Annotated in this window: 18 protein-coding genes and 2 pseudogenes; 5 read left to right on the top strand and 15 right to left on the bottom strand. The window is 72.4% G+C overall.

Annotated elements, in window-relative coordinates; all coding sequences use genetic code 11:
- Position 1: 1 nt before the first annotated feature.
- The 4 genes from N5875_RS35745 to N5875_RS35730 form a co-directional block, all read right to left on the bottom strand.
- Positions 2-1,966, bottom strand: coding sequence for a serine/threonine-protein kinase (locus N5875_RS35745; protein WP_338498454.1), 1,965 nt, complete (start codon positions 1,964-1,966; stop codon positions 2-4).
- Positions 1,967-2,071: 105 nt separating this feature from the next.
- Positions 2,072-2,848 carry a GNAT family N-acetyltransferase gene (locus tag N5875_RS35740; RefSeq protein WP_318211643.1) on the bottom strand — a complete coding sequence of 259 codons (777 nt, stop codon included), beginning with the start codon at positions 2,846-2,848 and terminating at the stop codon, positions 2,072-2,074.
- A gap of 23 nt (positions 2,849-2,871) precedes the next feature.
- On the bottom strand, positions 2,872-3,462 hold the full coding sequence (locus tag N5875_RS35735; protein ID WP_318211642.1) for a cupin domain-containing protein: 591 nt from the start codon (positions 3,460-3,462) through the stop codon (positions 2,872-2,874).
- Positions 3,463-3,493: 31 nt separating this feature from the next.
- A complete protein-coding gene (locus N5875_RS35730; protein WP_338498452.1) occupies positions 3,494-4,714 on the bottom strand; it encodes a cytochrome P450 in 1,221 nt (406 codons plus the stop codon).
- A gap of 195 nt (positions 4,715-4,909) precedes the next feature.
- On the opposite strand from N5875_RS35730, the gene paaK reads away from it, so the two are divergent.
- Positions 4,910-6,199 (top strand): phenylacetate--CoA ligase PaaK, encoded by a 1,290-nt coding sequence (gene paaK, locus N5875_RS35725; protein WP_338498451.1) that lies wholly within the window; start codon positions 4,910-4,912, stop codon positions 6,197-6,199.
- A 217-nt stretch (positions 6,200-6,416) separates the two neighbouring features.
- Entirely contained in the window at positions 6,417-8,057 is a 1,641-nt protein-coding gene (locus N5875_RS35720; protein ID WP_338498450.1) for a serine/threonine-protein kinase, read from the top strand.
- Here the strand turns inward: N5875_RS35720 and N5875_RS35715 are convergent.
- The 3 genes from N5875_RS35715 to N5875_RS35705 form a co-directional block, all read right to left on the bottom strand.
- Positions 8,036-9,562 (bottom strand): fatty acyl-CoA synthetase, encoded by a 1,527-nt coding sequence (locus tag N5875_RS35715; RefSeq protein WP_318211638.1) that lies wholly within the window; start codon positions 9,560-9,562, stop codon positions 8,036-8,038. The two genes, N5875_RS35720 and N5875_RS35715, sit on opposite strands and share 22 nt — an antisense overlap.
- Positions 9,563-9,650: 88 nt before the next feature.
- The gene (locus N5875_RS35710) at positions 9,651-10,748 is read right to left on the bottom strand and encodes an ionic transporter y4hA (protein WP_338498448.1); all 1,098 of its coding nucleotides are present in this window, start codon (positions 10,746-10,748) and stop codon (positions 9,651-9,653) included.
- 41 nt (positions 10,749-10,789) lie between these two features.
- A complete protein-coding gene (locus tag N5875_RS35705) occupies positions 10,790-11,194 on the bottom strand; it encodes a MarR family winged helix-turn-helix transcriptional regulator (RefSeq protein ID WP_318211654.1) in 405 nt (134 codons plus the stop codon).
- A 153-nt stretch (positions 11,195-11,347) separates the two neighbouring features.
- On the opposite strand from N5875_RS35705, the gene N5875_RS35700 reads away from it, so the two are divergent.
- Entirely contained in the window at positions 11,348-12,334 is a 987-nt protein-coding gene (locus N5875_RS35700) for a nitroreductase/quinone reductase family protein (protein WP_338498446.1), read from the top strand.
- Here N5875_RS35700 and N5875_RS35695 read toward each other — a convergent pair.
- Positions 12,300-12,798, bottom strand: a pseudogene (locus N5875_RS35695) (SRPBCC family protein); the annotation flags it as partial. The gene N5875_RS35700 and the pseudogene N5875_RS35695 overlap by 35 nt on opposite strands.
- Between N5875_RS35695 and N5875_RS35690 the strand changes: the two are divergent.
- Positions 12,793-13,064: pseudogene (locus N5875_RS35690) on the top strand (TetR-like C-terminal domain-containing protein); the annotation flags it as partial. The pseudogenes N5875_RS35695 and N5875_RS35690 overlap by 6 nt on opposite strands.
- Before the next feature lie 15 nt (positions 13,065-13,079).
- Here N5875_RS35690 and N5875_RS35685 read toward each other — a convergent pair.
- The 3 genes from N5875_RS35685 to N5875_RS35675 form a co-directional block, all read right to left on the bottom strand.
- Entirely contained in the window at positions 13,080-13,784 is a 705-nt protein-coding gene (locus tag N5875_RS35685) for a GNAT family N-acetyltransferase (RefSeq protein WP_338498444.1), read from the bottom strand.
- A gap of 112 nt (positions 13,785-13,896) precedes the next feature.
- Positions 13,897-15,453, bottom strand: a complete 1,557-nt coding sequence (locus N5875_RS35680; RefSeq protein WP_338498441.1) for an acyl-CoA synthetase — start codon at positions 15,451-15,453, stop codon at positions 13,897-13,899.
- Positions 15,450-16,559 carry a nitronate monooxygenase family protein gene (locus N5875_RS35675; protein ID WP_338498440.1) on the bottom strand — a complete coding sequence of 370 codons (1,110 nt, stop codon included), beginning with the start codon at positions 16,557-16,559 and terminating at the stop codon, positions 15,450-15,452. Before N5875_RS35675 ends, N5875_RS35680 begins: the two co-directional genes overlap by 4 nt.
- Positions 16,560-16,731: 172 nt before the next feature.
- On the opposite strand from N5875_RS35675, the gene N5875_RS35670 reads away from it, so the two are divergent.
- Positions 16,732-18,534 carry a serine hydrolase gene (locus tag N5875_RS35670; RefSeq protein ID WP_338498438.1) on the top strand — a complete coding sequence of 601 codons (1,803 nt, stop codon included), beginning with the start codon at positions 16,732-16,734 and terminating at the stop codon, positions 18,532-18,534.
- A gap of 124 nt (positions 18,535-18,658) precedes the next feature.
- On the opposite strand, the gene N5875_RS35665 is transcribed toward N5875_RS35670, so the two are convergent.
- The 4 genes from N5875_RS35665 to tdh form a co-directional block, all read right to left on the bottom strand.
- Positions 18,659-19,435 carry an alpha/beta hydrolase gene (locus N5875_RS35665; RefSeq protein ID WP_338498435.1) on the bottom strand — a complete coding sequence of 259 codons (777 nt, stop codon included), beginning with the start codon at positions 19,433-19,435 and terminating at the stop codon, positions 18,659-18,661.
- 171 nt (positions 19,436-19,606) lie between these two features.
- Positions 19,607-20,515 (bottom strand): LysR family transcriptional regulator, encoded by a 909-nt coding sequence (locus N5875_RS35660; RefSeq protein ID WP_338498433.1) that lies wholly within the window; start codon positions 20,513-20,515, stop codon positions 19,607-19,609.
- Between the two features lie 37 nt (positions 20,516-20,552).
- Entirely contained in the window at positions 20,553-21,752 is a 1,200-nt protein-coding gene (locus N5875_RS35655) for a glycine C-acetyltransferase (protein WP_338498432.1), read from the bottom strand.
- 3 nt (positions 21,753-21,755) lie between these two features.
- Positions 21,756-22,790, bottom strand: a complete 1,035-nt coding sequence (gene tdh / locus N5875_RS35650) for an L-threonine 3-dehydrogenase (protein ID WP_318211653.1) — start codon at positions 22,788-22,790, stop codon at positions 21,756-21,758.
- Between the last annotated feature and the right edge of the window lie 154 nt (positions 22,791-22,944).

Below are 22,944 nucleotides of genomic sequence, written 5' to 3'. Positions count from 1 at the left end.
ACTACGACGTGGAGGCCGCGTTGCGCCAGACCGTCACGTCGAGCGTCATGTAGGTGCTGGGCGAGTCCTCCGGTGAGATGCCCTTCACGGTGACGAGGCCGATGTGGCCGGTCCCTGTCGTGACGCAGAGCTGGCGGCCCTGGGACAGCTTGTTCACGTAGACGTCCTGGGTGAACCGGGTTTCCGCGCGGCACACGTCGAGCGAACCCACCTGCCCCGGGTCGAGGAGCACCATGGTTCCGCCGCTGCTCTCGGAGTCGAGGTAACCGCCGGTGTCGTAGGAGAGTTCGTACCCGCCGTCCTCGCCGTCCTGGGGCCTTACGACCTCGTCCCCGAGGGTCAGGTGGTAGCCGGCGGTGAGGTTGATGTTCTTGAAGTCGGCGGGCGCCGCGGCGGACGCCGTGGGGGGCTTCGCGCTCGGCGTGCCGCTGGTTCCACCGGTGCCGGTGGTTTCCGGGGTTCCGGTGGTTCCGGTGGTTCCCGAAGCCGTCGGGCCTCCCGTACCGCTCGGCTTGTCGTTGTCCGACGCCTTCGTCTGCTCCTTGTCCTTCAGGAGCGTGTAGGCGGTGACACCGCCCACGGCCCCGAAGGCGACCACGGCGGCCACGGCGACGAGCAGCCCCTTCTTGGCCGAGCCGCGCCGCGCGCCGGGCGGCGTGGACATCGGCCCGCCCGGGGCTCCGGGGTGCGGGTACGAGGACGGCGGGTACGGCCCCGGCGTCGGCGTCGGCGGGTAGACGTGGCCGGGTGCCGCATGGGTCGGTGCGGTGTGCGCCGGTCCCGCGTGGGTCGGCGCCGCGTGCGGCGGGGGCGTGCTGTACGGCCCGGGCGGCGGCGTCGCCCGGTGTCCGGCGGACGGCCCATACGCGCCCGGCGGGGCGGCCGGCGGAGCCGAGGTCGACGGGGCCGGCGTCGACGGGGCGGTCGGCGAGTAGGCAGCGGCGGGCGCGGACGGTCCGGCCGGAGCGGTGGGCGTGTAGCCGCCCGTGGGCGCGGTCGTGGGCGCGGTCGTCGGGGGCGGCGGCGTCTGGACGGGCGCCGGAGCAGCCGCGCGGGCCGTGATGTCGGCGGAGACCGCCCCGGGCAGCCAGTCCTCGGGCCTGCGGAGCACCGTCGCCGCGTTCGCCGCCTGGCAGAGCTGGATGATCTCGGCGAGCGACGGCCGTGCCTCGGGGTCCTTCGCGAGGCACCGGGTGACCAGCTCGCTCAGGCGCTCCGGCACCGCGCTGAGGTCGGGCTCCTCGTGCACGATCCGGTAGAGGACGCCGTGCGAGGTCCCCTCGCCGAACGCCGGGACCCCCGTCGACGCGTACGCCGCGACCTGTCCGAGCGCGAAGACGTCGGTGGCCGCGGTCACCTTGCGTCCCGCGGCCTGCTCGGGCGCCATGAACGACGGGGTGCCGATGGTGACCCCGCTGCCGGTGAGCGAGGTCGCGTCGGCCGCGTGGGCGATGCCGAAGTCGATGACGCGGGGCCCGTCGGCGGCGAGCAGCACGTTGGACGGCTTGAGGTCGCGGTGCACGATCCCGGCGCCGTGGATGACGTGCAGGGCCTCGGCCATGCCCGCGACGAGCAGCAGCACCGTCTCCACGGGCAGTGCGCCGTGGGAGACGACCGCGTCGGCGAGCGAGGGGCCGGGGACGTAGGCGGTCGCCAGCCAGGGCTGCGCCCCCTCGGGGTCGGCGTCGATCACGGGCGCGGTGAAGAGCCCCTGGACGCGCTGCGCGGAGCGCACCTCCTGCGCGAAGCGGCGGCGGAACTCCGCGTCCTCGCCGAACTCGGGGCGGATCAGCTTGATGGCGACGGGCCGGCCCCCGGGGGTGTACGACAGGTACACCTTGCCCATGCCGCCCGCTCCCAGCCGTGCGGCGAGCCGGTATCCCGCGACCGTGGTGGGATCGTCCGCCGCGAGCGGCTGGAAGACCTCGCCCGCGCCGCCCGCTCGTCCCGACTGCTGACCACTCATGAACTCGTGTCTCCCCACGCAGACCTCACTTGCCGGACGGCACCCTATCGTTTCCGGACACGCGGTCGTCCCGGTCCCCGGGGGCGCCGGGGGGAGGGGGTCGTTCTACCCGCCGTATGTGTGGGGGGTCGTGGTGGAAAGCGTGCGGAATCCGAGGCGTTGGAGGATGGGGCGGCTCGTGTCGGCCGCGTCGACCTGGACGTAGCGGTGGCCGTGTTCGGCCGCGATGCGCGCGCGGTGGGCGACGAGTGCGCGGTAGAGGCCGCGGCCTCGCCAGGCCTCGACGGTGCCGCCGCCCCAGAGGCCCGCGAAGTCGGTTCCGGGGCAGAGTTCGAGGCGGGCGGCGCTGACGGGTTCGCCGTCGGCGAGGGCGACGACGGCGGTGACGGTGTCGGGGTCGGCTGCGAGCCGGTCCAGGAGCTGGCGTTCGAGGTGGGTGCTGTCGGTGCCGAAGGCGCGTTCGTGGACCTCGGCCACCTGGCGCACCCCCGACTCGTCGGTGACGGCGCGGAGTTCGACGCCCGCGGGCAGCGGTACGTCGTGGGGCAGCGCGGCGGCCTCGGCGGCCATCAGGGTCTCGGGGTCCTCGGCGGTGAAGCCCGCGGCGATCAGCCGGTCGCCGAGGTCGGCGGGGGTGTCGTGGGCGTACAGCTTCCACTCGAAGGACAGGCCTTCGGCGCGGTAGTGGTCGATCTGCCCGGCGATGGCGCGGTCGGCGGCCGCGGCGTCGAGACCGGACCAGAGGACGCCGTTCCAGGCGTGCGCGGGTCCGGTCTGGCGGACGACGTCGCCGACGCGCTCGATGCGGCAACCGGGCCCGTCGGGGCGGGCGTCGCGGCGGAGCTGACGGTCGTACAGGTCACGGAGGTGCTGGGGTTCCATGCCGGCCACTCCAACACCCCTGGTCAGGGCCGGGCAACAGGATTACCGGCCGGGGCCTCGGCTCCCCGGATCCGGTCGGCGTCGTGCCGGAGCGGGGTGATCTGGTCGATGTCGTAGCGGATGCGGAGCGCTTCGATGGCCCCGTGGTCGACCTCGCCGCCCGAGCCGAGGATGTCCATGAGTTCCTCGAAGTACCGCTCGTGGTCGGGCGGGGGCGAGGCTTGGAAGAGCATGCGGACGGGGTCGCCGGTGGGGTTGGCGAAGGCGTGCGGGCAGCCCGGCGGCACCAGGATGAGGGTGCCGGCGGTCGCGCGCACGGCCCGCTGTCCCGAGGCGGACTCCCATTCCCGCCAGCTGTCCTTGGTGCGGACGAGCGGTTCGAAGGCGAGGACGTCGAGTTCGCCCTCCAGGACGTAGAAGAGTTCCTCGCTGTGCCCGTGGGCGTGGGCGCCGACGTCGAAGCCGGGCGGGACGACGACCTCGAACGTGGAAGCGGTACGGGTGTGCTCGCCGGTGACCTTGAAGGTGACGTGCTGGGCGGCGGTGGTCAGGGTCTTTCCGTGGCCGGGCGGCACGATGAGGCCGCCGCCCGGTCCGATCGCGGTGGCTGTCACGGGGCGCCGGCTCCTCTCGGCGGATGCCCGGTCACCAGGTGACCGGGAGGGTCTCGGGGCCGCGGATGAGGGCTCCGCGCTGCCAGCGGAGCTGGTCCTCGGGGACGGCGAGCCGCAGGTCCGGGAAGCGGGTCCACAGGGAGTCGACGAGGATCTCGGACTCGATGCGGGCCAGCGCGGAGCCGGGGCAGTAGTGGGGGCCGTGTCCGAAGGCCACGTGCGGGTTGTAGCCGCGGTCGAAGTCGAGGCGTTCGGGGTCGGGGAAGACGGCGGGGTCGCGGTTGGCCGTCAGGTAGGAGACGTAGACCGGGTCGCCGGACGGGATGGTGACCCCGCCGACCTCGACGTCCTCCAGGGCGATCCGGGAGAGGCCGACGGCGTTGCGGTGCGGGATGTAGCGGAGGAGCTCGTCGACGGCCTGCGGGACGAGCTCGGGCTCCGCGCGCAGCCGGGCGAGGTGCTCGGGGTGGGTGAGCAGCGCGTACACCATGTTGGCGCTGTTGTTGCGGACGGCGTGGGCGCCGCCGATCTGGATGAGGACGGCGAGTCCGACGGCCTCGTGCTCGGTGAGGGTGTCGTCGTCGACGGCGTCGGCGAGGACGGCGGCGAGGGTCTCCTTGCCGGTGCCGTGGTTGCGGCCGATGAGTTCGGTGAAGTAGCGGCCCATGTCGGCCTTGGCCTGCTCGCTGGCCTCCCGGCCGGCGGCGGCGGAGATGATGGTGTCGGACCAGCGGGCCATCAGCGGCTGGTCGCCCTCGGGTACGCCCATGAGTTCGCTGACCATGGCGAGCGGGAAGGGCCGGTTGACGAGTTCCATCAGGTCCGCGGGGGCGCCGTGCTCCTCGACCCGGTCGAGGAGCCGGTCCATGACGTCCTGGGCGTGGTCGCGCAGGGTGCGCAGGGCGCGGGCGCTGAAGGCGCGGGCGACGACCCGGCGCATCCGGGTGTGGTCCGGCGGGTCGGCGAAGCCGACGGCGCCCTCCATCGGGATGAAGTGGGGGGCGACCCGGGTGATGGATCGGCCCCAGACGGCCTGGCGGCTGAAGCGGGGGTCGACGGAGACGAACTTGACGTCCTCGTACCGGGTGACGAGCCAGGCGTGGCCTTCGCCGTGGGGCAGCCGGACCCGGGTGACGGGGTCCTCGTGCAGCAGTTTCGCGAGCAGCGGGTCGAAGTCGAGGCCGGTGAGGTCGGGGACGGCCCAGAAGTGGATCTGGGGAGTGTCGGCGTCGTTGGTCGTGGTGGTGGTCACGGGGCCACCCTTCCCCGCCGGGACCGCACACCCTGCCCGAACTCACCCAAAACACCCCAAGGTGTGATGGAGGCATAAAGCCGGGAACCTTGCCCCGACCTCTTGCCAAACCCCCGGTACCTCCGGATTTACTGACCGGGAACGGATCGACCGAATGATCGGTCGTCCGTTTTACGACCGTGGAGGAGTGGCGCGATGACGGAACTGCTGGACAGCGGCGAACGGCTCGGACGCGAGGAGCTGGCGGCCCTCCAGCTGGAGCGGCTGCGGGCGAGCCTGCGCCACGCGTACGAGAACGTGGACTTCTACCGGCGCTCCTTCGACGCGGCCGGGGTGACCCCGGACGACTGCCGTACGCTCGCGGACCTGGCCCGCTTCCCCTTCACCGCCAAGACGGACCTGCGCGACCACTACCCCTTCGGCATGTTCGCCGTCGACCAGTCCCGGATCCGGCGCATCCACGCCTCCAGCGGCACCACGGGCCGGCCGACCGTCGTCGGCTACACCGACGGCGACCTCGACATGTGGGCGGACGTGGTCGCCCGCTCGTTGCGCGCCGCCGGGGCGCGCCCCGGGCACAAGGTGCATGTGGCGTACGGATACGGCCTGTTCACGGGCGGACTCGGCGCGCACTACGGCGCGGAGCGGCTCGGGTGCACCGTGATCCCCGCGTCGGGGGGCATGACGGCCCGGCAGGTGCAGCTCATCCAGGACTTCCGCCCCGAGATCATCCTGGTGACCCCCTCGTACATGCTGACGCTGCTCGACGAGTTCGAGCGGCAGGGCGTGGACCCGCGGTCGACCTCCCTGAAGGTGGGCGTCTTCGGCGCCGAGCCGTGGACGGAGGCGATGCGGAAGGAGATCGAGGAGGCCTTCGCGATCGACGCGGTCGACATATACGGCCTGTCGGAGGTGATCGGCCCCGGTGTGGCGCAGGAGTGCGTGGAGACCAAGGACGGCCTGCACATCTGGGAGGACCACTTCTACCCGGAGATCGTGGACCCGTTCACGGGCGAGGTGCTGCCGGACGGGGAGGAGGGGGAGCTCGTCTTCACCTCGCTCACCAAGGAGGCCATGCCGATCGTCCGCTACCGGACGCGCGATCTGACCCGTCTGCTGCCGGGGACCGCGCGGGTGTTCCGGCGGATGGAGAAGGTCACGGGGCGCAGCGACGACATGATCATCCTGCGTGGGGTGAACCTCTTCCCCACCCAGATCGAGGAGATCGTGCTCCGCACCCCGGCCGTGGCCCCGCATTCCCAGCTCCGGCTGACCCGGGAGGGCCGGCTCGACGCACTGACCGTACGGGCCGAGGCCCGCGCGGGCGCGACGGGCGAGCAGCGCGCGGAGGCGGCTCGGACGATCGCGGCGGCGGTCAAGGACGGGATCGGGGTCTCGGTCGCGGTCGAGGTGGTCGACCCGGAGACCCTGGAGCGCTCGGTGGGCAAGATCAAGCGGATCGTGGACCTGCGGAAGACGTCCTGAAGGGCCCTGCCCGACCCTGATCCCCAGGACCGGCAGCCGCCGGCCGGCGGCCCTGGTCGCCGGCCCTGGTCGGCGGCCCTGGCCGACCACACCTCACCGTGGCGGACCTGGCCGGTCGGGCGCGAACGGCTCCTGCGGAGACGCCTGATCGCGTACGGTCAGCGGCAGGGGCGGGACCACTCCGGTCCCAGGCGTCACCGGGAGCGGGGGACTCGGCATGGGCGGGCCACGACTGGAGCCGTTACAGGGGGACGACCCGCGTCGGCTGGGCGCGTACCGGCTGATCGGCCGGATCGGTTCCGGCGGCATGGGGCGGGTCTATCTCGGTCGCACCGTCAGCGGTCGGCTGGTCGCGGTGAAGACGCTGCTCGCCGACGGCGTGCCCGAGGAGTCCGACCGTCGGCGCTTCGCCCGTGAGGTCGCCCTGGCCCGCCGCGTCACGGGCGCGTTCACGGTCTCCGTGATGGACGCGGACGCGCAGGCCCCCAGGCCGTGGATGGCCACCGAGTACATCCCCGCACCCTCGCTCGGCGAGCTCGTCCGGGAGGCGGGCCCGCTCCCCGCACCAGCCGTGCGCTGGATCGCCGTCGGCATGGCCGAGGCCCTCGCGGACCTCCATCGCGCGGGCGTCGTCCACCGCGACGTGAAACCCGGCAACGTACTGCTGCCGCTGTCCGGCCCCCGCCTCATCGACTTCGGCATCTCCCACGCCCTCGACCTGACCCGCACCACGCTGACCCTGGGCACGATGGCCTTCACCTCGCCGGAGCAGGCGCGTGGCGAGGCGTCGACGGTGGCGTCCGACATGTACTCCATGGGGGCGACACTGCTCCATCTGGCGACGTCCCGGTCCCCGTACGGGCCGGTGAACGACGCGTTCCGGCTGCTGGCCCGCGTCCAGCGCGCCGAGGTCGACGATCTCCACCTGCCGGCGGAGCTGCGGGACCTGGTCCTCCCTCTTCTCGCCCTGTCCCCGGCGGACCGACCGACGCCGGCGGGCCTGCTCGCCGGCTTCGCGAAGGACCCGACCGGTGGGAGGGAGCTGCTCCCCACGTCGTGGACGGACGCGATCCGGGCCCACCAGGACTTCGTGGCGCCGCGGCCGGACGACGCAGCGCCGGATGTCGACTCCCCGGGGGAACCGGCAGCACCTCACGCACCCGATGCGCCGGATGTGCCCGACTCGCCCCATGAGGCGCCCACCCGCACGGCACCACCCCGAGGCCCCGCTCCCCCGCCGACGCCCGCTTCCACCCCCACTCCCCCGTCGGGTGGTGGGTCGACGCCGGAGCCTGCGCGGGCGGGCGTCCCGGCCGGTCGGCGGCGGTGGGTCCGGGGAGCGGTCGCGGCTGCTGTCGCCCTGCTCCTGGCCACGGGTGGCTACATGGTCTATCGCCAGGCTCAGTTCGACGGTGGTGGCGGTCAGGGGGTCCCTGTCGCCGGGAACTGCCTCGCGAACGTCCGTACCGGCACCGAGACGTTCAGCCCCAGCGAGCCGCGCAAGGTCGACTGCGCGGGGCGCGACGCCCGGGTCGTCGTCCTGGCGGCAGGGGTGGAACGCGCCTGCGCCGTCGGCACGTCGGTGGTCGAGCGCTGGGCGGCGCAGAAGCTGTGCGTGTCCCCGCATGTCGAGGCCGGGGACTGTCTCGGCGCCGAACAGGGTGACGCGGGTTTCGTCGCCACCGGCGTGCTCTGGACGGAGCGGGCGTGCGGCGACGGGACACAGCTGAAGGTCGTCGAGGTCGTCGAGTCCCCCCGGGACGCGTTCACCGACTGCGGCATCGAGTGGAGCGCGCGGACCGACAGCCTCCCGTACACCGAGACGGTCCAGCGGGACTACTGCCTCAAGCCCGCCTGACCGTCCGCGTACCGGTCCCGGAGATCGCGCTTCAGGATCTTCCCGCTGGCGTTGCGGGGCAGTTCCGGGAGGAAGTGGATGCGCTTCGGGGCCTTGAAGGGGGCGAGGTGCTCCCGGGCGTGGGTGAGGAGTTCGCTCTCGGTGACCTCGCCTCGGGGGACGACCACCGCCGTGACCGCCTCGATCCAGCGGTCGTCGGGGAGGCCGATCACGGCCACCTCGGCGACGCCGGGGTGGGTGTAGAGCGCGTCCTCCACCTGGCGCGAAGCGACCAGCACGCCCCCGGAGTTGATGACGTCCTTCACCCGGTCGACGATGGTGAGATAGCCCTCGGCGTCGCGGACGGCGAGGTCTCCCGAGCGGAACCAGCCGCCGCGGAAGGCCGCCTCGGTCTCCTCGGGCTTGCGCCAGTACCCGTCGCACAGCTGCGGCGAGCGGTAGACGATCTCGCCGGGGGTGCCGTCGGGCACCTCCTTGCCGTCCTCGTCGACGACCCGCGCCTCGACGTGGCGGACGGGCCGGCCGCAGGAGTCCATCCGGCCCTCGTGCTCGTCGGGGCCGAGGACGGTGGCGAGCGGGCCGATCTCGGACTGGCCGAAGCAGTTGTAGAAGCGCAGTCCGGGCAGCCGTGCGCGCAGCCCTTCGAGGACCGGTACGGGCATGATCGAGGCCCCGTAGTAGGCCTTGCGCAGGGCCGACAGGTCGCGGCTCGCGAAGTCGGGGTGGTTGGCGAGGCCGATCCACACCGTCGGCGGGGCGAAGAGGCTGTCGGCGCGGCCCGCCTCGATCAGATCGAAGAGGACGGCCGGGTCGGGTCCGTCGACGATCGTGTTCTCGGCGCCGACGGCGAGATAGGGCAGCAGGAAGACATGCATCTGGGCCGAGTGGTAGAGCGGCAGCGCGTGCACCGGCCGGTCGTCCTCGTGGAGGTCGAGCGCCTCGATCGCGCTCGCGTACTCGTGGACGAGGGCCCGGTGGGTCATCGTCGCGCCCTTGGGCAGCGCGGTGGTCCCCGAGGTGTAGAGCAGCTGGACGAACTCCCGGGCGTCACGGTCGGTGTCGTACGCCTCCGGCTCCGCGAGCGCGTCGAGGAGTGAACCGGGCGCGTCCCGCAGCGCCTTGACCGGGAATCCGTCCGGTACGCGCTCCGCGAGGGCGGGGTCGGCGAGCACCAGGGAGGTCTCGGACTGTTCGAGGAGGTACGTGAGGTCCTCGCCGGTCAGGTGGTGGTTGACCGGCACATGGATCAGGCCCGCCCGGGAGCAGGCGAGGAACGCGATGAGGTAGGCGTCCGAGTTGTGGCCGTAGGTCGCGACCCGGGCGGTCTCGGGCAGGCCGAGGCCGTGGTGCGGCTCCCGCAGGACGGCCGCGGCGGTGGAGACGGCCGCGTCCAGCTCGGCGTACGTCCAGGTCCGGTCGGCGTAGCGGAGGGCGATCCGGTCGGGGACGCGCTGGGCGCTCATGCGCAGGACACCGTCGACGGCGCGGCTGAGGAGTCGATCCATGCCGTGATCCTCCGCGCCCACCGGACGGGAGGTCAAGTACCGTGCGGGAGCGCCCAACGGGCCCGTACCTCGGATACCGAACGGGATGTCAGGGGCTGAACGACAGGAAGACGAAGGCGGCGAAGATCGCGAGATGGACGCCGCCCTGGAGGAGCGTGGCCCGTCCGGGCACCACGGTCAGGGCGCTCACCACCCCGGTGAGGACGAGCAGGACCATGTGGAGCGGGCCCAGGCCGAGCACCAGGGGCCCGGACAGCCAGATCGAGGCGAGCGCGATCGCCGGGATCGTCAGGCCGATGCTGGCGATGGCGGAGCCGTACGCGAGGTTGAGGCTGGTCTGGACGCGGTCCCTGCGGGCCGCGCGGACGGCGGCGAGGGTCTCGGGCAGCAGCACCATCAGGGCGATGACGACACCGACGACCGCCTTGGGGAGGCCCGCCGACTGGACTCCGTCCTCGATGGTCGGTGAGATCAGCTTGGCGTTGCCGACGACGGCGACGAGCGCGACGACGAGGAGGCCGAGGCTGGTCCAGGCGTCGCGCCGGGTGGGCGGGTCCGCGTGTTCGTCCGCCGAGTCCTGGCCGGGACGCGGCACGGGGAGGAAGTAGTCCCGGTGCCGTACGGTCTGGACGCCGACGAACACCGCGTACAGACAGAGGGAGGCGACGGCCGCGAAGCCGAGCTGGGCGGAGGAGAACTCGGGGCCCGGGTGGCTGGTGGTGAAGGTCGGCAGGACCAGCGTCATCGTGGCCAGGGTGCAGACCGTGGCGAGCGCACCACCGGAGCCCTCGGCGTTGAAGACCGCGACCCGGTTGCGGAGCGCGGCGACGAGGAGGGAGAGGCCGACGATGCCGTTACAGGTGATCATGACGGCGGCGAAGACGGTGTCACGCGCGTAGGTCGAGGTCTTCTCGCCGCCTCCCACCATCAGTGTGACGATGAGTCCGACCTCGATGACGGTGACGGCCACGGCGAGGACGAGCGAGCCATAGGGTTCGCCCACCCGGTGGGCGATGACCTCGGCGTGGTGGACCGCGGCGAGGACGGCGGCGAGCAGGCAGAGCGCGATGACCCCGACGGCGAAGCCCGGCAGGTCACGCCCCCAGGCCGCGACAAGCACAAGCGCCGCCACCACCGGCCCCCAGGTTGTCCACTGCCGTGTCAATGACGCCGTGCTCGAACTCATGATCCGCATCCTGCCACAAAGGGGGCTTTCGCCCGGTTCGGTCATTCCAAGGGGTCACTGAGGCCGCGCTCGTACGCGGTGAGGGTCTCGAGGAACATCCGCCGCTGCGCCGCGTCGAGCGGGGCGAGGGCGGAGCGCCAGGCATCGGCGCTGCGACCGAGCCAGCCGTCGATGGCGGCGGCGTGCGCCGGCGCGATGGAGACGATCTTCCGCCTGCGGTCGGCGGGGTCCTCGGCCCGTTCCAGTACGCCCTTCTTCGCCAGGTCCCCCACCATGAGACTCACGGTCGTCGGGGCGACCTCCAGGCGGGCGGCGAGCTCGTTGACGCTCAGAGACCCGTCGAACAGGAGATAGGCGAGCAGGGAGAGATGGCGGGGCGCGAGCGTGAGCGTCTGCAGCTCGTCGGGAATCCTGATGCGCTTCGCCCGCGAGACCATCCGCGGCATGAGCAGCAGCAATGTGCGCACGGCCTCGTCGAGTTCCGGCCCGTCGGCGGCCTCGTCCCCCTCGTGTGCGGTTGACACCTCACACCCTCCTTCTTAGCTTTGCTTTCAAAGCAAATAGATCCGTCGGGGTCGATGCTACCGGAAGGCACAGCCATGCCCGATTTCAACCAGCAGGTCATCGAGGAGTTCCGGGCCAACGGCGGCCGGGTGGGCGGGATGTTCGAGGGCGCGGCCCTGCTCCTGCTCACCACGACGGGCGCCCGCAGCGGGCAGGCACACACCAACCCCGCCGTCTACATGCGCGACGGGGCACGGCTTCTCGTCTTCGCGTCGAACGCCGGCGGCCCGAAGCACCCGGCCTGGTTCCACAACCTCAGCGCCGACCCGTACGTGACCGTCGAGCTGGGCACCCCGGAGGGGACCGTCGAGCGCTTCGGGGCGACGGCGGTGGTGACGGAGGGCGAGGAGCGGGACCGGTTGTACGCGGAACAGGCGGACCGCGACCCGGGGTTCGCCGCCTACCAGGCAGCCACGGACAGGACCATCCCGGTCGTCGCCCTGCACCGCGTCGACCTCGGGGACCCGGCGCGACACCGGGCGATCGCCGACCACCTGATCAAGGTCCACGCCGAACTGCGCGCCGAACTGGCGGCGTTACGCGAGGGACTGGGGTCCGCGGCGGAGGAGGCGACGGATGCGGCGGGCTCGGCGGAGGACGCCTCGGGCCCGGCGGGCTCGACGGACGCGGCGGAGGACGCCTCGGACCCGGCGGGCTCGACGGACGCGACAGGTGCAGTGGTACGGGACACCCCGACCCTCGGCCGCCGGCTCGCCCGCCACTGCCTGACCTTCTGCGGGGCGCTGCACGCCCATCACCACAACGAGGACAGCGCCTTCGACCTCCTGGAGCGCGAGTTCCCGGAGCTGTCCGACTCGCTGGACCGGATGCGCGAGGAGCACAAGGTGGTCGCGCGTACGGTGGAGGAGCTGGAGGCGCTCCTCGCCTCGGGAGCGGCACCGGCGACCCTCCGCACCGAGGTGGACCGGCTGGCGACCCGACTGGAGGAGCACTTCACGTACGAGGAGGCGCAGTTGGTCCCGGCGCTCACTCGCTCCCGGGCCGTGCCCGGAGTTTCGTAGGAGCTTCGGCGGCGGACCTCAGGTCCCCGCAGCCACGCTTCGAGGCCCTCACGGAGGAGCGAGTTCGCGGTCGGAACGTCCGCTTCGACCTGAGGGCCCGTGTCGGTCTCCTCGGTACCGACCCGCACGCCGCCGCCCTTGAGCTCGGTGAAGTTCCACACGTGGACGCCGTCGATGCGCAGCCCTTCGCCGATCGCCGGGCCGGTCCAGCGGATGCACGCGTGGTGCTTGATCTGCCGGACGGTCGAGGTGATCTCCAGGCTGGTGGCGGGAGTCGAGGGATGGGGCGGGATCGGCAGCGTCCACCGGAAGGCCGCACCCCTGCGGAGGGGGCCGTGGCCGAGACGCTCCACGGACTCGACGGGGGCATGCCAGGACGGCCGGCGCTCCACGTCGGTCTGGAGCTTCCAGATGGTGCTCAGCGGGGCGTCGATCACGATCTCGGCCCGGTGGCGGACGCGGGAATCATGACGACGCCGCTCGACGCGTGCGCGGCGCTCCCCCGAGAGGGCGCCGCGACCTCGTTCGACGGCCGCCTGGAGGACCACCGGGACTGGGCCGCGGGTCATCCCGCCCCGTCCGTGACCCTCCGCCGGTTCCTGACCTTCTGGATCCGGATGCACGGCGTTCTCTGTCGCTGGAACTCGCCGGCCACTTCACCGGCATGGACTTCGACCCGGCCCTGCTCTTCGCGGCCGAACCCGACGAATTGCCGGCAGTCCGGCCCTGAGACCGGCCGCGGGGCCTACGGGGTGCGGAAACCGCGGAAGGTCACGTGCTTGCGCGTCACGAAGCCGAGCTTCTCGTAGAGGGCGATCGCGCCGGTGTTCGTTTCGGCCACGTGGAGGAAGGCTCCTTCGCCCCGCGCCTCGATACGGGCCGCGAGCGCGCCGACCAGGCGGGCGGCGTGGCCCTGCCCGCGGGCCTCGGGCGCGGTGCAGACCGCGCTGATCTCGGTCCAGCCAGGAGGCCGGAGCCGCTCGCCGGCCATGGCTACCAGCGTGCCCTTCTCGCGGACACCGAGGTAGGTGCCGAGTTCGGGGGTGCGGGACCAGAACGGACCGGGCCGGGTGCGTTCGACGAGGTCCAGCATCTCGGGCACGCTGTCCGCACCCAGTTCGACCACGCGGTCGTCCGCGTCGTCTCCCTGAGCCCCGGCGGCGCCGTCGCCGGGCCGGATCATCTGACGGCCCTCCAGGACGAAGACGGGCTCCCAGTCCGACGGCGGGAGAACCGGGCAGCTGAACATGTCGGCGAACTCGCCCCGGCCGAGGAGTTCGGTGAGGTCGGCCCACCTCGCCGGGTCCGGGTCGGTGGACACGGCGGCGAAGGTCGAGACGTCCGGCAGATAGGTGGCGGCCCGGCCCACGCGGCGGGCGAGGTGGGCATGGCTGCCCCGGAGGGACTCACCCACGGGGTCGTCCAGTACGAAGGGATCGCGGCCCGCCATCGTGTTGTCCCTCTCAAGCTCCGTGCCGAACGGGGAAGGCGGTCGCCGTGGGCGACCTCCTCGCGGACGGAGTCTACGGGGGACGGCACACCGACCCGAGGGGCGGGCGCCCCTAGAGCGGGCGGTCGTGGCCCTCCCAGTACGGGTCGCGCAGGCGGCGCTTGTACAGCTTTCCGTTGGGGTCCCGGGGCATGGCCGGGACGAAGTCGACCGACTTCGGGCGCTTGAAGCCGGCGAGGTGTTCGGCACAGTGGGCCAGGATCTCCTCGGCGAGGGCCGCCCCGGGCTCGTACCCCGCGGCCGCCTCGACAACTGCCTTGACCTCCTCGCCCCAGTCGGCGTGCGGGATGCCGAAGGCGGCGGCGTCGGCGACGGCGGGATGGGCGAGGAGGGAGGCCTCGATCTCGGCCGGGTAGATGTTGACCCCGCCGGAGATGATCATGTCGATCTTGCGGTCGCGCAGGAAGAGATAGCCGTCCTCGTCGAGGACGCCGAGGTCCCCGACGGTGAAGAAGTCACCGATGCGGTTCTTCGCGGTCTTCGCCTCGTCCTTGTGGTACTGGAATCCGCCGGTGTTCATCTTCAGGTAGACGGTGCCGAGTTCACCCGGCGGCAGCCGGACCCCGTCGTCGTCGAAGACGGCGAGTTCGCTGATCGGCCAGGCCCGGCCGACCGTCCCGGGCTTCTTCAGCCACTCCTCGGCGGTCGCGAACGCGCCGCCGCCCTCGCTCGCGGCGTAGTACTCCTCGACGCACCGGCCCCACCAGTCGATCATCGCCCGCTTGACGTGCTCGGGGCACGGCGCGGCGCCGTGGATGGCGTGGCGCATCGAGGAGACGTCGTACCGGTTCCGTACCTCCTCGGGCAGGGAGAGCAGGCGGTGGAACTGGGTGGGGACCATGTGGGTGTGGGTGCAGTCGTACCGGTCGATCAGGCGGAGCATCTCCTCCGGCGTCCATCGGTCCATCAGGACCAGTGGATGCCCGATGTGCAGGGCCGCGGCGGCGAACTGGAGCACGGCCGTGTGGTACAGCGGCGAGCAGACGAGGTGGACGTTCCCGTCGGCCGGCCGGATGCCGAAGATGCCGAGGAAGCCGCCGAGATGGGTCTCCTCGGGGAGCTTTCCGGGGAGCGGACGGCGGATGCCCCGGGGCCGTCCGGTGGTGCCGGAGGTGTAGTTCATGACCCAGCCGAGGGTGCGGTCGGCGGGCGGGCTCGCGTCGTGCCCTTCGAGGAGTTCGCCGTACGGGCGGAAGCCGGGGATCGTACCGACGGCGTACCGGTGGGTGGCGGGGAGCCCGGCCTCGTCGGCGGCGAGGGTCACGGCCTCGGCGAACCGCTCGTGGGCGACGAGGACCTTGGCGCCGGAGTCGGCGACGATCCAGGCGATCTCGGGGCCGACGAAGTGGTGGTTGACCGGGACGAGATAGAACCCGGCCTGGGAGGCGGCCAGATGGGCCGTGAAGAACTCGGGGCCGTTGGGGAGGACGACGGCGAAGGCGTCACCGCGTTCGAGGCCGGCGGCGCGCAGGCCGTGGACGAGGCGGTTCGCCTCCGCGTGCAGCCGTCCGGCGGTCCACTCCTCGCCGTCGGGTGCGATCAGGACCGTACGGCCGGGGTCGGCGGTGGCCTGTGCCCAGAATCCGGTGGCTGTGGCTGACCGGCTCATGCCTCGCTCCGTCCGGCGATGCGGCTGATGCGGTCGACGGCCTTCTCGAAGCCGCGGGTGAGCTCGTCCACGACCTGCTGGACGCTGCGCTCCGCGTTCATCCGGCCGACGATCTGCCCGACGGGGGTGCCGAGGAGCGGTTCGACCTCGTACCGCTGGATACGGGAGACGGCCTCGGCGACAAGGAGCCCCTGGAGCGGCATGGGGAGCGGGCCGGGTCCCGCCGGGTCGTCCCAGGCGTCGGTCCACTCGGTGCGGAGCTGACGGGCGGGTTTGCCGGTCAGGGCGCGGGAGCGGACGGTGTCGCCGGAACCGGCGGCGAGGAGTTTGGCGGTGAGGGCGCGGGAGTGCAGTTCGGCCTCGGTGGTGGTGAGCCAGATCGAGCCGAGCCAGACGCCCTGGGCGCCGAGGGCGAGTCCGGCGGCGATCTGCTCGCCGCTGCCGATACCGCCGGCGGCGAGCACGGGCAGCGGGGACACGGCGTCGACGACCTCGGGGGTGAGCACCATGGAGGCGATCTCTCCGGTGTGGCCTCCGGCCTCGTAGCCCTGGGCGACGACGACGTCGATCCCGGCGTCGGCGTGGTGCCGGGCGTGCCGGGCGCTTCCGGCGAGGGCGGCGACGAGGACGCCGTGGTCGTGGGCGCGGGCGACGACGTCGGGGGGCGGGGAGCCGAGGGCGTTGGCGAGGAGTTTGATCGGGTAGTCGAAGGCCACGTCGAGCTGGTTGCGGGCGACCTGCTCCATCCAGCCGGTGATGCGCCAGCCGGAGGCCTCGCCCTCGGCGAGTTCGGGCACTCCGTGCTTGGCGAGCGTGGCGCGGACGAACGCCCGGTGCTCCTCCGGGATCATGGCCTCGACCTCGGCCTCACTGACCCCTTCGACCTTCTTGGCCGGCATCACGACGTCGAGACCGTAGGGCAGGCCGTCGGTGTGTTCCTGCATCCAGTCGAGGTCGCGGGCGAGGTCGTCGGGGGCGGTGTAGCGGACCGCGCCGAGGACGCCGAACCCGCCTGCTCTGGTCAGTGCGGCGGCCACCGCGGGGAAGGGCGTGAAGCCGAAGATGGCGTGCTCGATCCCCAGGGTGCGACTCAGCTCCGTCTTCATGGGCGGCAGGATGCCGCAGCGGCGCGTCGGAGGGAAGAGGTTTTCTGATGCATCGTCAGATTCTTTGCGGGACCGGACGCTTCCGTGGCGCACCTCGACTCCGGTAGGAAAGTTTCAGATCTTTCCGGCGTGGCTGAAGTTTTCTTTCAAAGGGCTGTGGGAGAGGGTGGACATGACGGAGGAGTCCAGGACGGGCCGGGGCCCGAGCCGCCGGGCGTTCGGCGGCGGCGTCCTCGCCCTGGGAGGTGCGCTGATGATCGGTTCGATTCCGGGGGCCGCGGCGGCACAGGAACCGGAGCCGGGGAGCCGCGTGGATGCCCGGGGCGGCGGCGCCGGCGCGGGCGCCCGCGGGACGACCCTGCGGCGCGGGTCCGCCGCGCGGGCGGGGCTCCTGCCGGAGCACCTGGACCGACTGGTCACGGACGCCGAGTCCTTCCTCGGCCCCTCCCCCGCGCACCCCTGGTACGCGGGCGCCGTGCTGCTCGCCGGGCGGGGCGGGACGGTGGCTCTGCACCGGCCGATCGGCATGGCCGTGCGGTACGCGGCGTACGACGAGAAGACCGACACCGGCGTGGAGCTGCCGCCGCACGAGCAGGTCCCGATGGCCGAGGACACCGTCTTCGACCTGGCGTCGGTATCGAAGCTGTTCACCTCGATCCTCGCCGTGCAGCAGATCGAGCGCGGGGCGCTGGAGCTGGAGGAGAGGGTCACCGCGTACCTGCCGGAGTTCGGCGGCGGCGGGAAGCAGGACGTGACGGTCCGTCAGCTGCTCACCCACACCTCGGGGTTCCGCGCGTGGATCCCGCTGTACAAGGAGCCGACACGGGAGGGGAAGCTGCGGCTGATCTGGGACGAGGCCCTGGCGAACCCGCCGGGGTCGAGGTACCTGTACTCGGATCTGAATCTGATCACGCTTCAGCTGATCCTGGAGGAGATCACCGGTCTCGGTCTGGATGTCCTGCTCCACGACGAGATCACCGCTCCGCTCGGGATGCACCGCACTCGTTTCAATCCACCGCTCTCCTGGCGGCCGGGGATCGCCGCCACCGAGGACGCCCGCCCGCCGTGGTCCGGCCTGGACCGGGGCATGGTGCGGGGCGAGGTCCACGACGAGAACGCCCACAGCCTGGGCGGCGTCGCGGGCCACGCCGGGATCTTCTCCCGCGCCTGGGACCTCGCGATCCTCGCCCGCACCCTGCTCAACGGCGGGGCGTACGGCCGGGCCCGCATCCTCTCCCCCGCCTCGGTGGAGCTGATGTTCACCGACTTCAACACCGCCTTCCCGGGCGACGAGCACGGGCTCGGCTTCGAGCTGTACCAGCACTGGTACATGGGCGCGATGGCCACGCCCCGGACGGCCGGACACACCGGGTTCACCGGCACCAGCCTGGTCCTCGACCCGACCACCGACGCGTTCCTGATCGTCCTCGGCAACTCCGTCCACCCGGTGCGCTCCTGGCGCTCGGGATCGGCTCCCCGCGTCGCCGCGGCGAACAGCCTGGCCCGCGCCGTCCCCGTCCGCCCCCACCGGGGCCGTACGTCCTGGTTCTCCGGCATGGCGAGCGCCACGACCGCCACCCTGACGCTCCCTCATGTGCCGGGAGCCGCACACCTGGAGTGCGCGCTGTGGTGGGACACCGAGCCGGGCGCCGACACGGCCGCCCTGGAGGCCTCGGCCGACGGCGGCACGACCTGGCGGCCGGTGCCCTTCACCACCGACGGGAGCACCGACCACCCGACGGGCACGGCGGGCGGCTGGTCCGGCCGCGTCTGGCACACCGTGTCCGCCCCGCTGCCCGTGACGGACACCCTCCTGCGCTGGCGGTACACGACGGACCAGCGGTACGTGGGACGGGGCGTGTACGTGGACGGGCTGCGACTCCTCGACGGAGCGGGACGCCCGGTGTTCGACGAGGCGCGGCCGGCGGACGGGGCGCGGATCGAGGCGAACGGCTGGAGCAGGTCGGCCGATTGAGCCGGATGCGTACACCTGGTCGAACTGCGTACAAGTGATCATGTGAGGTACGGTCCCCGGCGGGAAGTTCTCACCGGGGGGATGAGACGAACGCGTGGGCGGGCGTCTCGCCGGGGGCCGGAGCTCAGGCCGCCTCGGCGTACAGCTCCTCGATCAGCCGGACGACGTGCTCCGGTTCCCGGAGCGTCGGGTAGTGGTCGGAGGCGGGCAGCCTTACGAGGCGGCAGCCCGGGATGCGTTCGGCCATCTCCTCGTTGCAGCGCACCACCTCCGGCCGGTCCTGCTCGCCCAGCGCGAGCAGGGTCGGCGCGAAGATCTCCCCGAGCCGGTCGAAGGCGGGCGGGCCGGTGAGCTGGTGGCCGATGTTGCTGAACCAGGCGGGCAGCACGGCCCGGCAGAGGGCCGCCGCGGCCGGATCGGACTCGGGGGTACCGCCGCCGGCCTGCGCCCATGCGCGGAGGGCGAGCCGGACGATGGTGTCCGTGTCGCCGGCCTTGGCCAGCGTCTCCAGGCGCTCGAAGAACTCGCCCGTGGCCAGCCCGTCGTACCCGGAGACGCCGGGAACGAGGAGGGCGAGGCCCGCCACCCGCTCGGGCGCCTCCAGCGCGAAGTCGACCGAGGTGGCGCCGCCCATGCTGGAGCCCACCAGCACCGCCCGCTCGATCTCGAAGTGGTCGAGGACCTCGGCCAGATCGCGGACCGGGGAGTACTCGGCGGTGGGCGCGGGTGAGCGTCCGTAACCGCGCACGTCGTAGCGGACCACCCGGCGCCCCGCGACGAGCGCCGGCAGGAGCGGGTCCCACACCGAGGAGTCGCCGACGCCGGGATGGAGCAGGACCAGCGGCAGTCCGTCCCCTCCCGCGTCGTCCGCCCAGACTTCGCCGCGACTGACAGGCACCATGGTTTCCACGGTTCCCCAGTCTGGTGGGGCGTACGGGGCTCCGCCAGCACGCGAACGGCGTTTGGCGGAGATCGAACCCGCCGGGGCCGGATATCGAGCCCGTCCGGGGCCGGATGTCACGTCTGTCAGGCGCCGGACGTCGCGTCCGTCAGGCGCCGGACGTCGCGTCCTTCAGGCGCCGGATTCCGACGCCACGCCCAGGGCGGTCAGTACGGGGCTGATCAGAGGGTGGTTCTCCGCGCCTCGCCGGACGGCGGCGAAGACCCTGCGGGTCGGGGCGACGCCCTCGATCGGGCGGACCTCCACTCCCGTGAGCTCCATGCCGCGCAGGGCCGAACGCGGTACGAGCGCCACACCGGCGGACGCGGCCGCGAGGGCGACGACGGCGCGGAAGTCGTCGGACGAGTGCTCCGGGTTCAGCGTGAACCCGGCGTACTCGCAGGCCAGGACGGTGACGTCATGGCAGGGATTGCCGGCGGACTGCCCGATCCAGGCGTCCTTCGCGAGGTCGCCGAGCGCGACCCGCTCGCCGGCCGCCAGCGGGTGGCCGGGCGGCAGGACCGCGTCGAAGGGCTCCGCGTAGAGCGGGACGCGGGTGAGGCGGGCGTCGTCCTCGCCCGGCGCGCCCCGGTACTCGACCGCGACGGCCACGTCGACCTGCCGGTCGAGGACCATCATCAGGCTCTCGTCGCCCTCGGCGTCCCGCACCCGGACCCGGATGCCGGGGGCGGAGTCGGCCAGTGCCCTGATGGCCGGGGCCACCACGAGTCCGATGCCGGTGGCGAAGGCGGCGACCGTGACCGTACCGGCCTCGCCGGAGCCGTAGGCGGCGAGTTCGGACTCGGCGCGCTCCAACTGGGCGAGGACGGCGTTGGCGTGGCTGAGCAGGATCTCGCCGGCCGGGGTGAGGCGGGCGCCGCGGGCGCTGCGGTCCACCAGCCGGTGGCCGGTCTCCTGCTCCAGGGCGGCGAGCTGCTGGGAGACGGCGGAGGGGGTGAGATAGAGCGCGGCGGCCGCCGCCGTGACCGTGCGGTGGTCGGCCACCGCACGGAGGATGTGCAACCGCCGCGCTTCGATCATGCCCCCAGTCTCGCAGGCCGCGGGGCCTGCGCCCGCCTCAGCCCCGCAGGGCCGCGCGGGCGTCGACGAACGCGTCCACGGCCCGGTTCACGTCCTCCGTGGAGTGGGCGGCGGAGAGCTGGACGCGGATGCGTGCCTGCCCCTGCGGCACGACCGGGTACGAGAAGCCGATCACGTACACGCCGCGCTCCAGGAGGAGCTCGGCCATGCGGCCGGCCTCGGACGCGTCGCCGATCATGACGGGGGCGATGGCGTGGTCGCCGGGGAGGATGTCGAAGCCCTCCGCCGTCATCCGGGTCCGGAACAGCTCGGTGTTGGCGCGCAGCCGGTCGCGCAGGTCACCGGCGGACTCCAGGAGGTCGAGGACCTTGAGGGAGGCGGCGGCGATCACCGGGGCGAGGGTGTTCGAGAAGAGGTACGGGCGGGAGCGCTGGCGCAGCAGGGCGACGATCTCGGCACGGGCGGCGACGTAGCCGCCGGAGGCGCCGCCGAGGGCCTTGCCGAGGGTGCCGGTGATGATGTCGACGCGGTCCATCACGCCGTGCAGCTCGGGGGTGCCGCGGCCGCCGGGGCCGACGAAGCCGACGGCGTGCGAGTCGTCGACCATCACCATGGCGTCGTACCGCTCGGCCAGGTCGCAGATCTCGTCGAGCGGGGCGACGTAGCCGTCCATGGAGAAGACGCCGTCGGTGACGATGAGCTTGCGCCGGGCGCCGCCCTCCGTGGCCTCCTTGAGCTGCTGCTCCAGGTCGGCCATGTCGCGGTTGGCGTAGCGGAAGCGGCGGGCCTTGGAGAGGCGGATGCCGTCGATGATCGAGGCGTGGTTGAGGGCGTCGGAGATGACGGCGTCCTCGGGGCCGAGGATCGTCTCGAAGACACCGCCGTTGGCGTCGAAGCAGGAGGAGTAGAGGATCGTGTCCTCCTGGCCGAGGAAGGACGAGAGGCGCGCCTCCAGCTCCTTGTGCACCTCCTGCGTGCCGCAGATGAAGCGGACGGACGCCATGCCGTAGCCCCAGCGGTCGAGCGCCTCGTGGGCGGCGGCGACCACCTCGGGGTGGTCGGCGAGGCCCAGGTAGTTGTTGGCGCAGAAGTTGAGCACCTCGCCCGGGCGGCCGCCCGAGGTGACGGCGACGGTGGCCGACTGGGGGGTGCCGATGACGCGCTCGGGCTTGTGGAGCCCGGCCTGCCGGATCTCGTCGAGGGTGGTACGGATGTCGTCGCGTACGGAATCGAACATGGGTCAGGCTCCCGCAGTCCAGTCGAGGATGATCTTGCCGCTCTTGCCGGAGGCCGCGTCGTCGAAGGCGGCCTCGAAGTCGGTGTACGCGTAGCGTCCGGTGACGACGGGCGAGAGGTCGAGCCCGCCCTCCAGGAGCACCGACATCGCGTACCAGGTCTCGAACATCTCGCGGCCGTAGATGCCCTTGATCGTGATCATGGAGGTGACGATCTTCGCCCAGTCGACGGCGAAGTCCTCGCTGGGCAGGCCCAGCATGGCGATCTTGCCGCCGTGGGTCATGTTGGCCACCATGTCGCGCATCGCGCGCGGGTTGCCGGACATCTCCAGGCCGACGTCGAAGCCCTCCTTGAGCCCGAGGGTGCGCTGGCCGTCGGCGATGGTCTGCTCGGCGACGTTGAGGGCGAGCGTGACGCCCGTCTTGCGGGCCAGCGCCAGGCGCTCCTCGCTGACGTCGGTGATCATGACGCTGCGGGCGCCGGCGTGCTTGGCGACGGCGGCGGCCATGATGCCGATCGGGCCCGCGCCGGTGACGAGGACGTCCTCGCCGACGAGCGGGAAGGAGAGCGCCGTGTGCACGGCGTTGCCGAAGGGGTCGAAGATCGCGGCGATGTCGAGGTCGACGGGGACGCGGTGGACCCACACGTTGGACGCGGGGAGCGCCACGTACTCGGCGAACGCGCCGTCCCGGCCGACGCCGAGGCCGATGGTGGCACGGCAGAGGTGGCGGCGGCCGGCCAGACAGTTGCGGCACTTGCCGCAGACGAGGTGGCCCTCGCCGCTGACCAGGTCGCCGACGGCGATGTCGGCGACGTCACGGCCGACGGAGACGACCTCGCCGACGAACTCGTGGCCGAGGGTGAGCGGCGTGGCGATCGTCTTCTGCGCCCAGCCGTCCCAGGAGCGGATGTGCAGGTCGGTCCCGCAGATACCGGTCCGCTGCACCTTGATGAGTACGTCTCCGGGACCGGTCTCCGGCTCGGGCACGTCCGTGAGCCAGAGTCCCGGCTCCGCCTTCAGCTTGACCAACGCCTTCAATGCCACGGCTCCCGACGTGCGTGTCCTGTGATGTGCGGGGTGCGGGCACGACAGCGCGCCCAAGATCCCCGGAAGAGAATCTTCCGTACGGAGCGCTCGCGGTCCATCGAGGATTTCTTAAGCGCGCTCGCAGATCAGCTTCACACCACAGGCG

The organism is Streptomyces sp. SJL17-4 (genome assembly GCF_036826855.1).
In the GTDB taxonomy this organism is placed as follows: Bacteria; Actinomycetota; Actinomycetes; order Streptomycetales; family Streptomycetaceae; genus Streptomyces.
This window is presented reverse-complemented; position numbering and strand designations above follow the sequence as displayed.

Excerpts from the sequence above, each read along its gene's own strand:
- N5875_RS35660 (WP_338498433.1), bottom strand. The coding sequence starts at position 20,515 with ATGATCGAAGCGCGGCGGTTGCACATCCTCCGTGCGGTGGCCGACCAC.
- N5875_RS35670 (WP_338498438.1), top strand. The coding sequence starts at position 16,732 with ATGACGGAGGAGTCCAGGACGGGCCGGGGCCCGAGCCGCCGGGCGTTC.
- N5875_RS35700 (WP_338498446.1), top strand. The coding sequence starts at position 11,348 with ATGCCCGATTTCAACCAGCAGGTCATCGAGGAGTTCCGGGCCAACGGC.
- paaK (WP_338498451.1), top strand. The coding sequence starts at position 4,910 with ATGACGGAACTGCTGGACAGCGGCGAACGGCTCGGACGCGAGGAGCTG.
- N5875_RS35715 (WP_318211638.1), bottom strand. The coding sequence starts at position 9,562 with ATGGATCGACTCCTCAGCCGCGCCGTCGACGGTGTCCTGCGCATGAGC.
- N5875_RS35740 (WP_318211643.1), bottom strand. The coding sequence starts at position 2,848 with ATGGAACCCCAGCACCTCCGTGACCTGTACGACCGTCAGCTCCGCCGC.
- N5875_RS35745 (WP_338498454.1), bottom strand. The coding sequence starts at position 1,966 with ATGAGTGGTCAGCAGTCGGGACGAGCGGGCGGCGCGGGCGAGGTCTTC.
- N5875_RS35680 (WP_338498441.1), bottom strand. The coding sequence starts at position 15,453 with ATGAGCCGGTCAGCCACAGCCACCGGATTCTGGGCACAGGCCACCGCC.
- N5875_RS35665 (WP_338498435.1), bottom strand. The coding sequence starts at position 19,435 with ATGGTGCCTGTCAGTCGCGGCGAAGTCTGGGCGGACGACGCGGGAGGG.
- N5875_RS35720 (WP_338498450.1), top strand. The coding sequence starts at position 6,417 with ATGGGCGGGCCACGACTGGAGCCGTTACAGGGGGACGACCCGCGTCGG.
- N5875_RS35675 (WP_338498440.1), bottom strand. The coding sequence starts at position 16,559 with ATGAAGACGGAGCTGAGTCGCACCCTGGGGATCGAGCACGCCATCTTC.
- N5875_RS35655 (WP_338498432.1), bottom strand. The coding sequence starts at position 21,752 with ATGTTCGATTCCGTACGCGACGACATCCGTACCACCCTCGACGAGATC.
- N5875_RS35705 (WP_318211654.1), bottom strand. The coding sequence starts at position 11,194 with ATGCCGCGGATGGTCTCGCGGGCGAAGCGCATCAGGATTCCCGACGAG.
- N5875_RS35710 (WP_338498448.1), bottom strand. The coding sequence starts at position 10,748 with ATGAGTTCGAGCACGGCGTCATTGACACGGCAGTGGACAACCTGGGGG.
- N5875_RS35685 (WP_338498444.1), bottom strand. The coding sequence starts at position 13,784 with ATGGCGGGCCGCGATCCCTTCGTACTGGACGACCCCGTGGGTGAGTCC.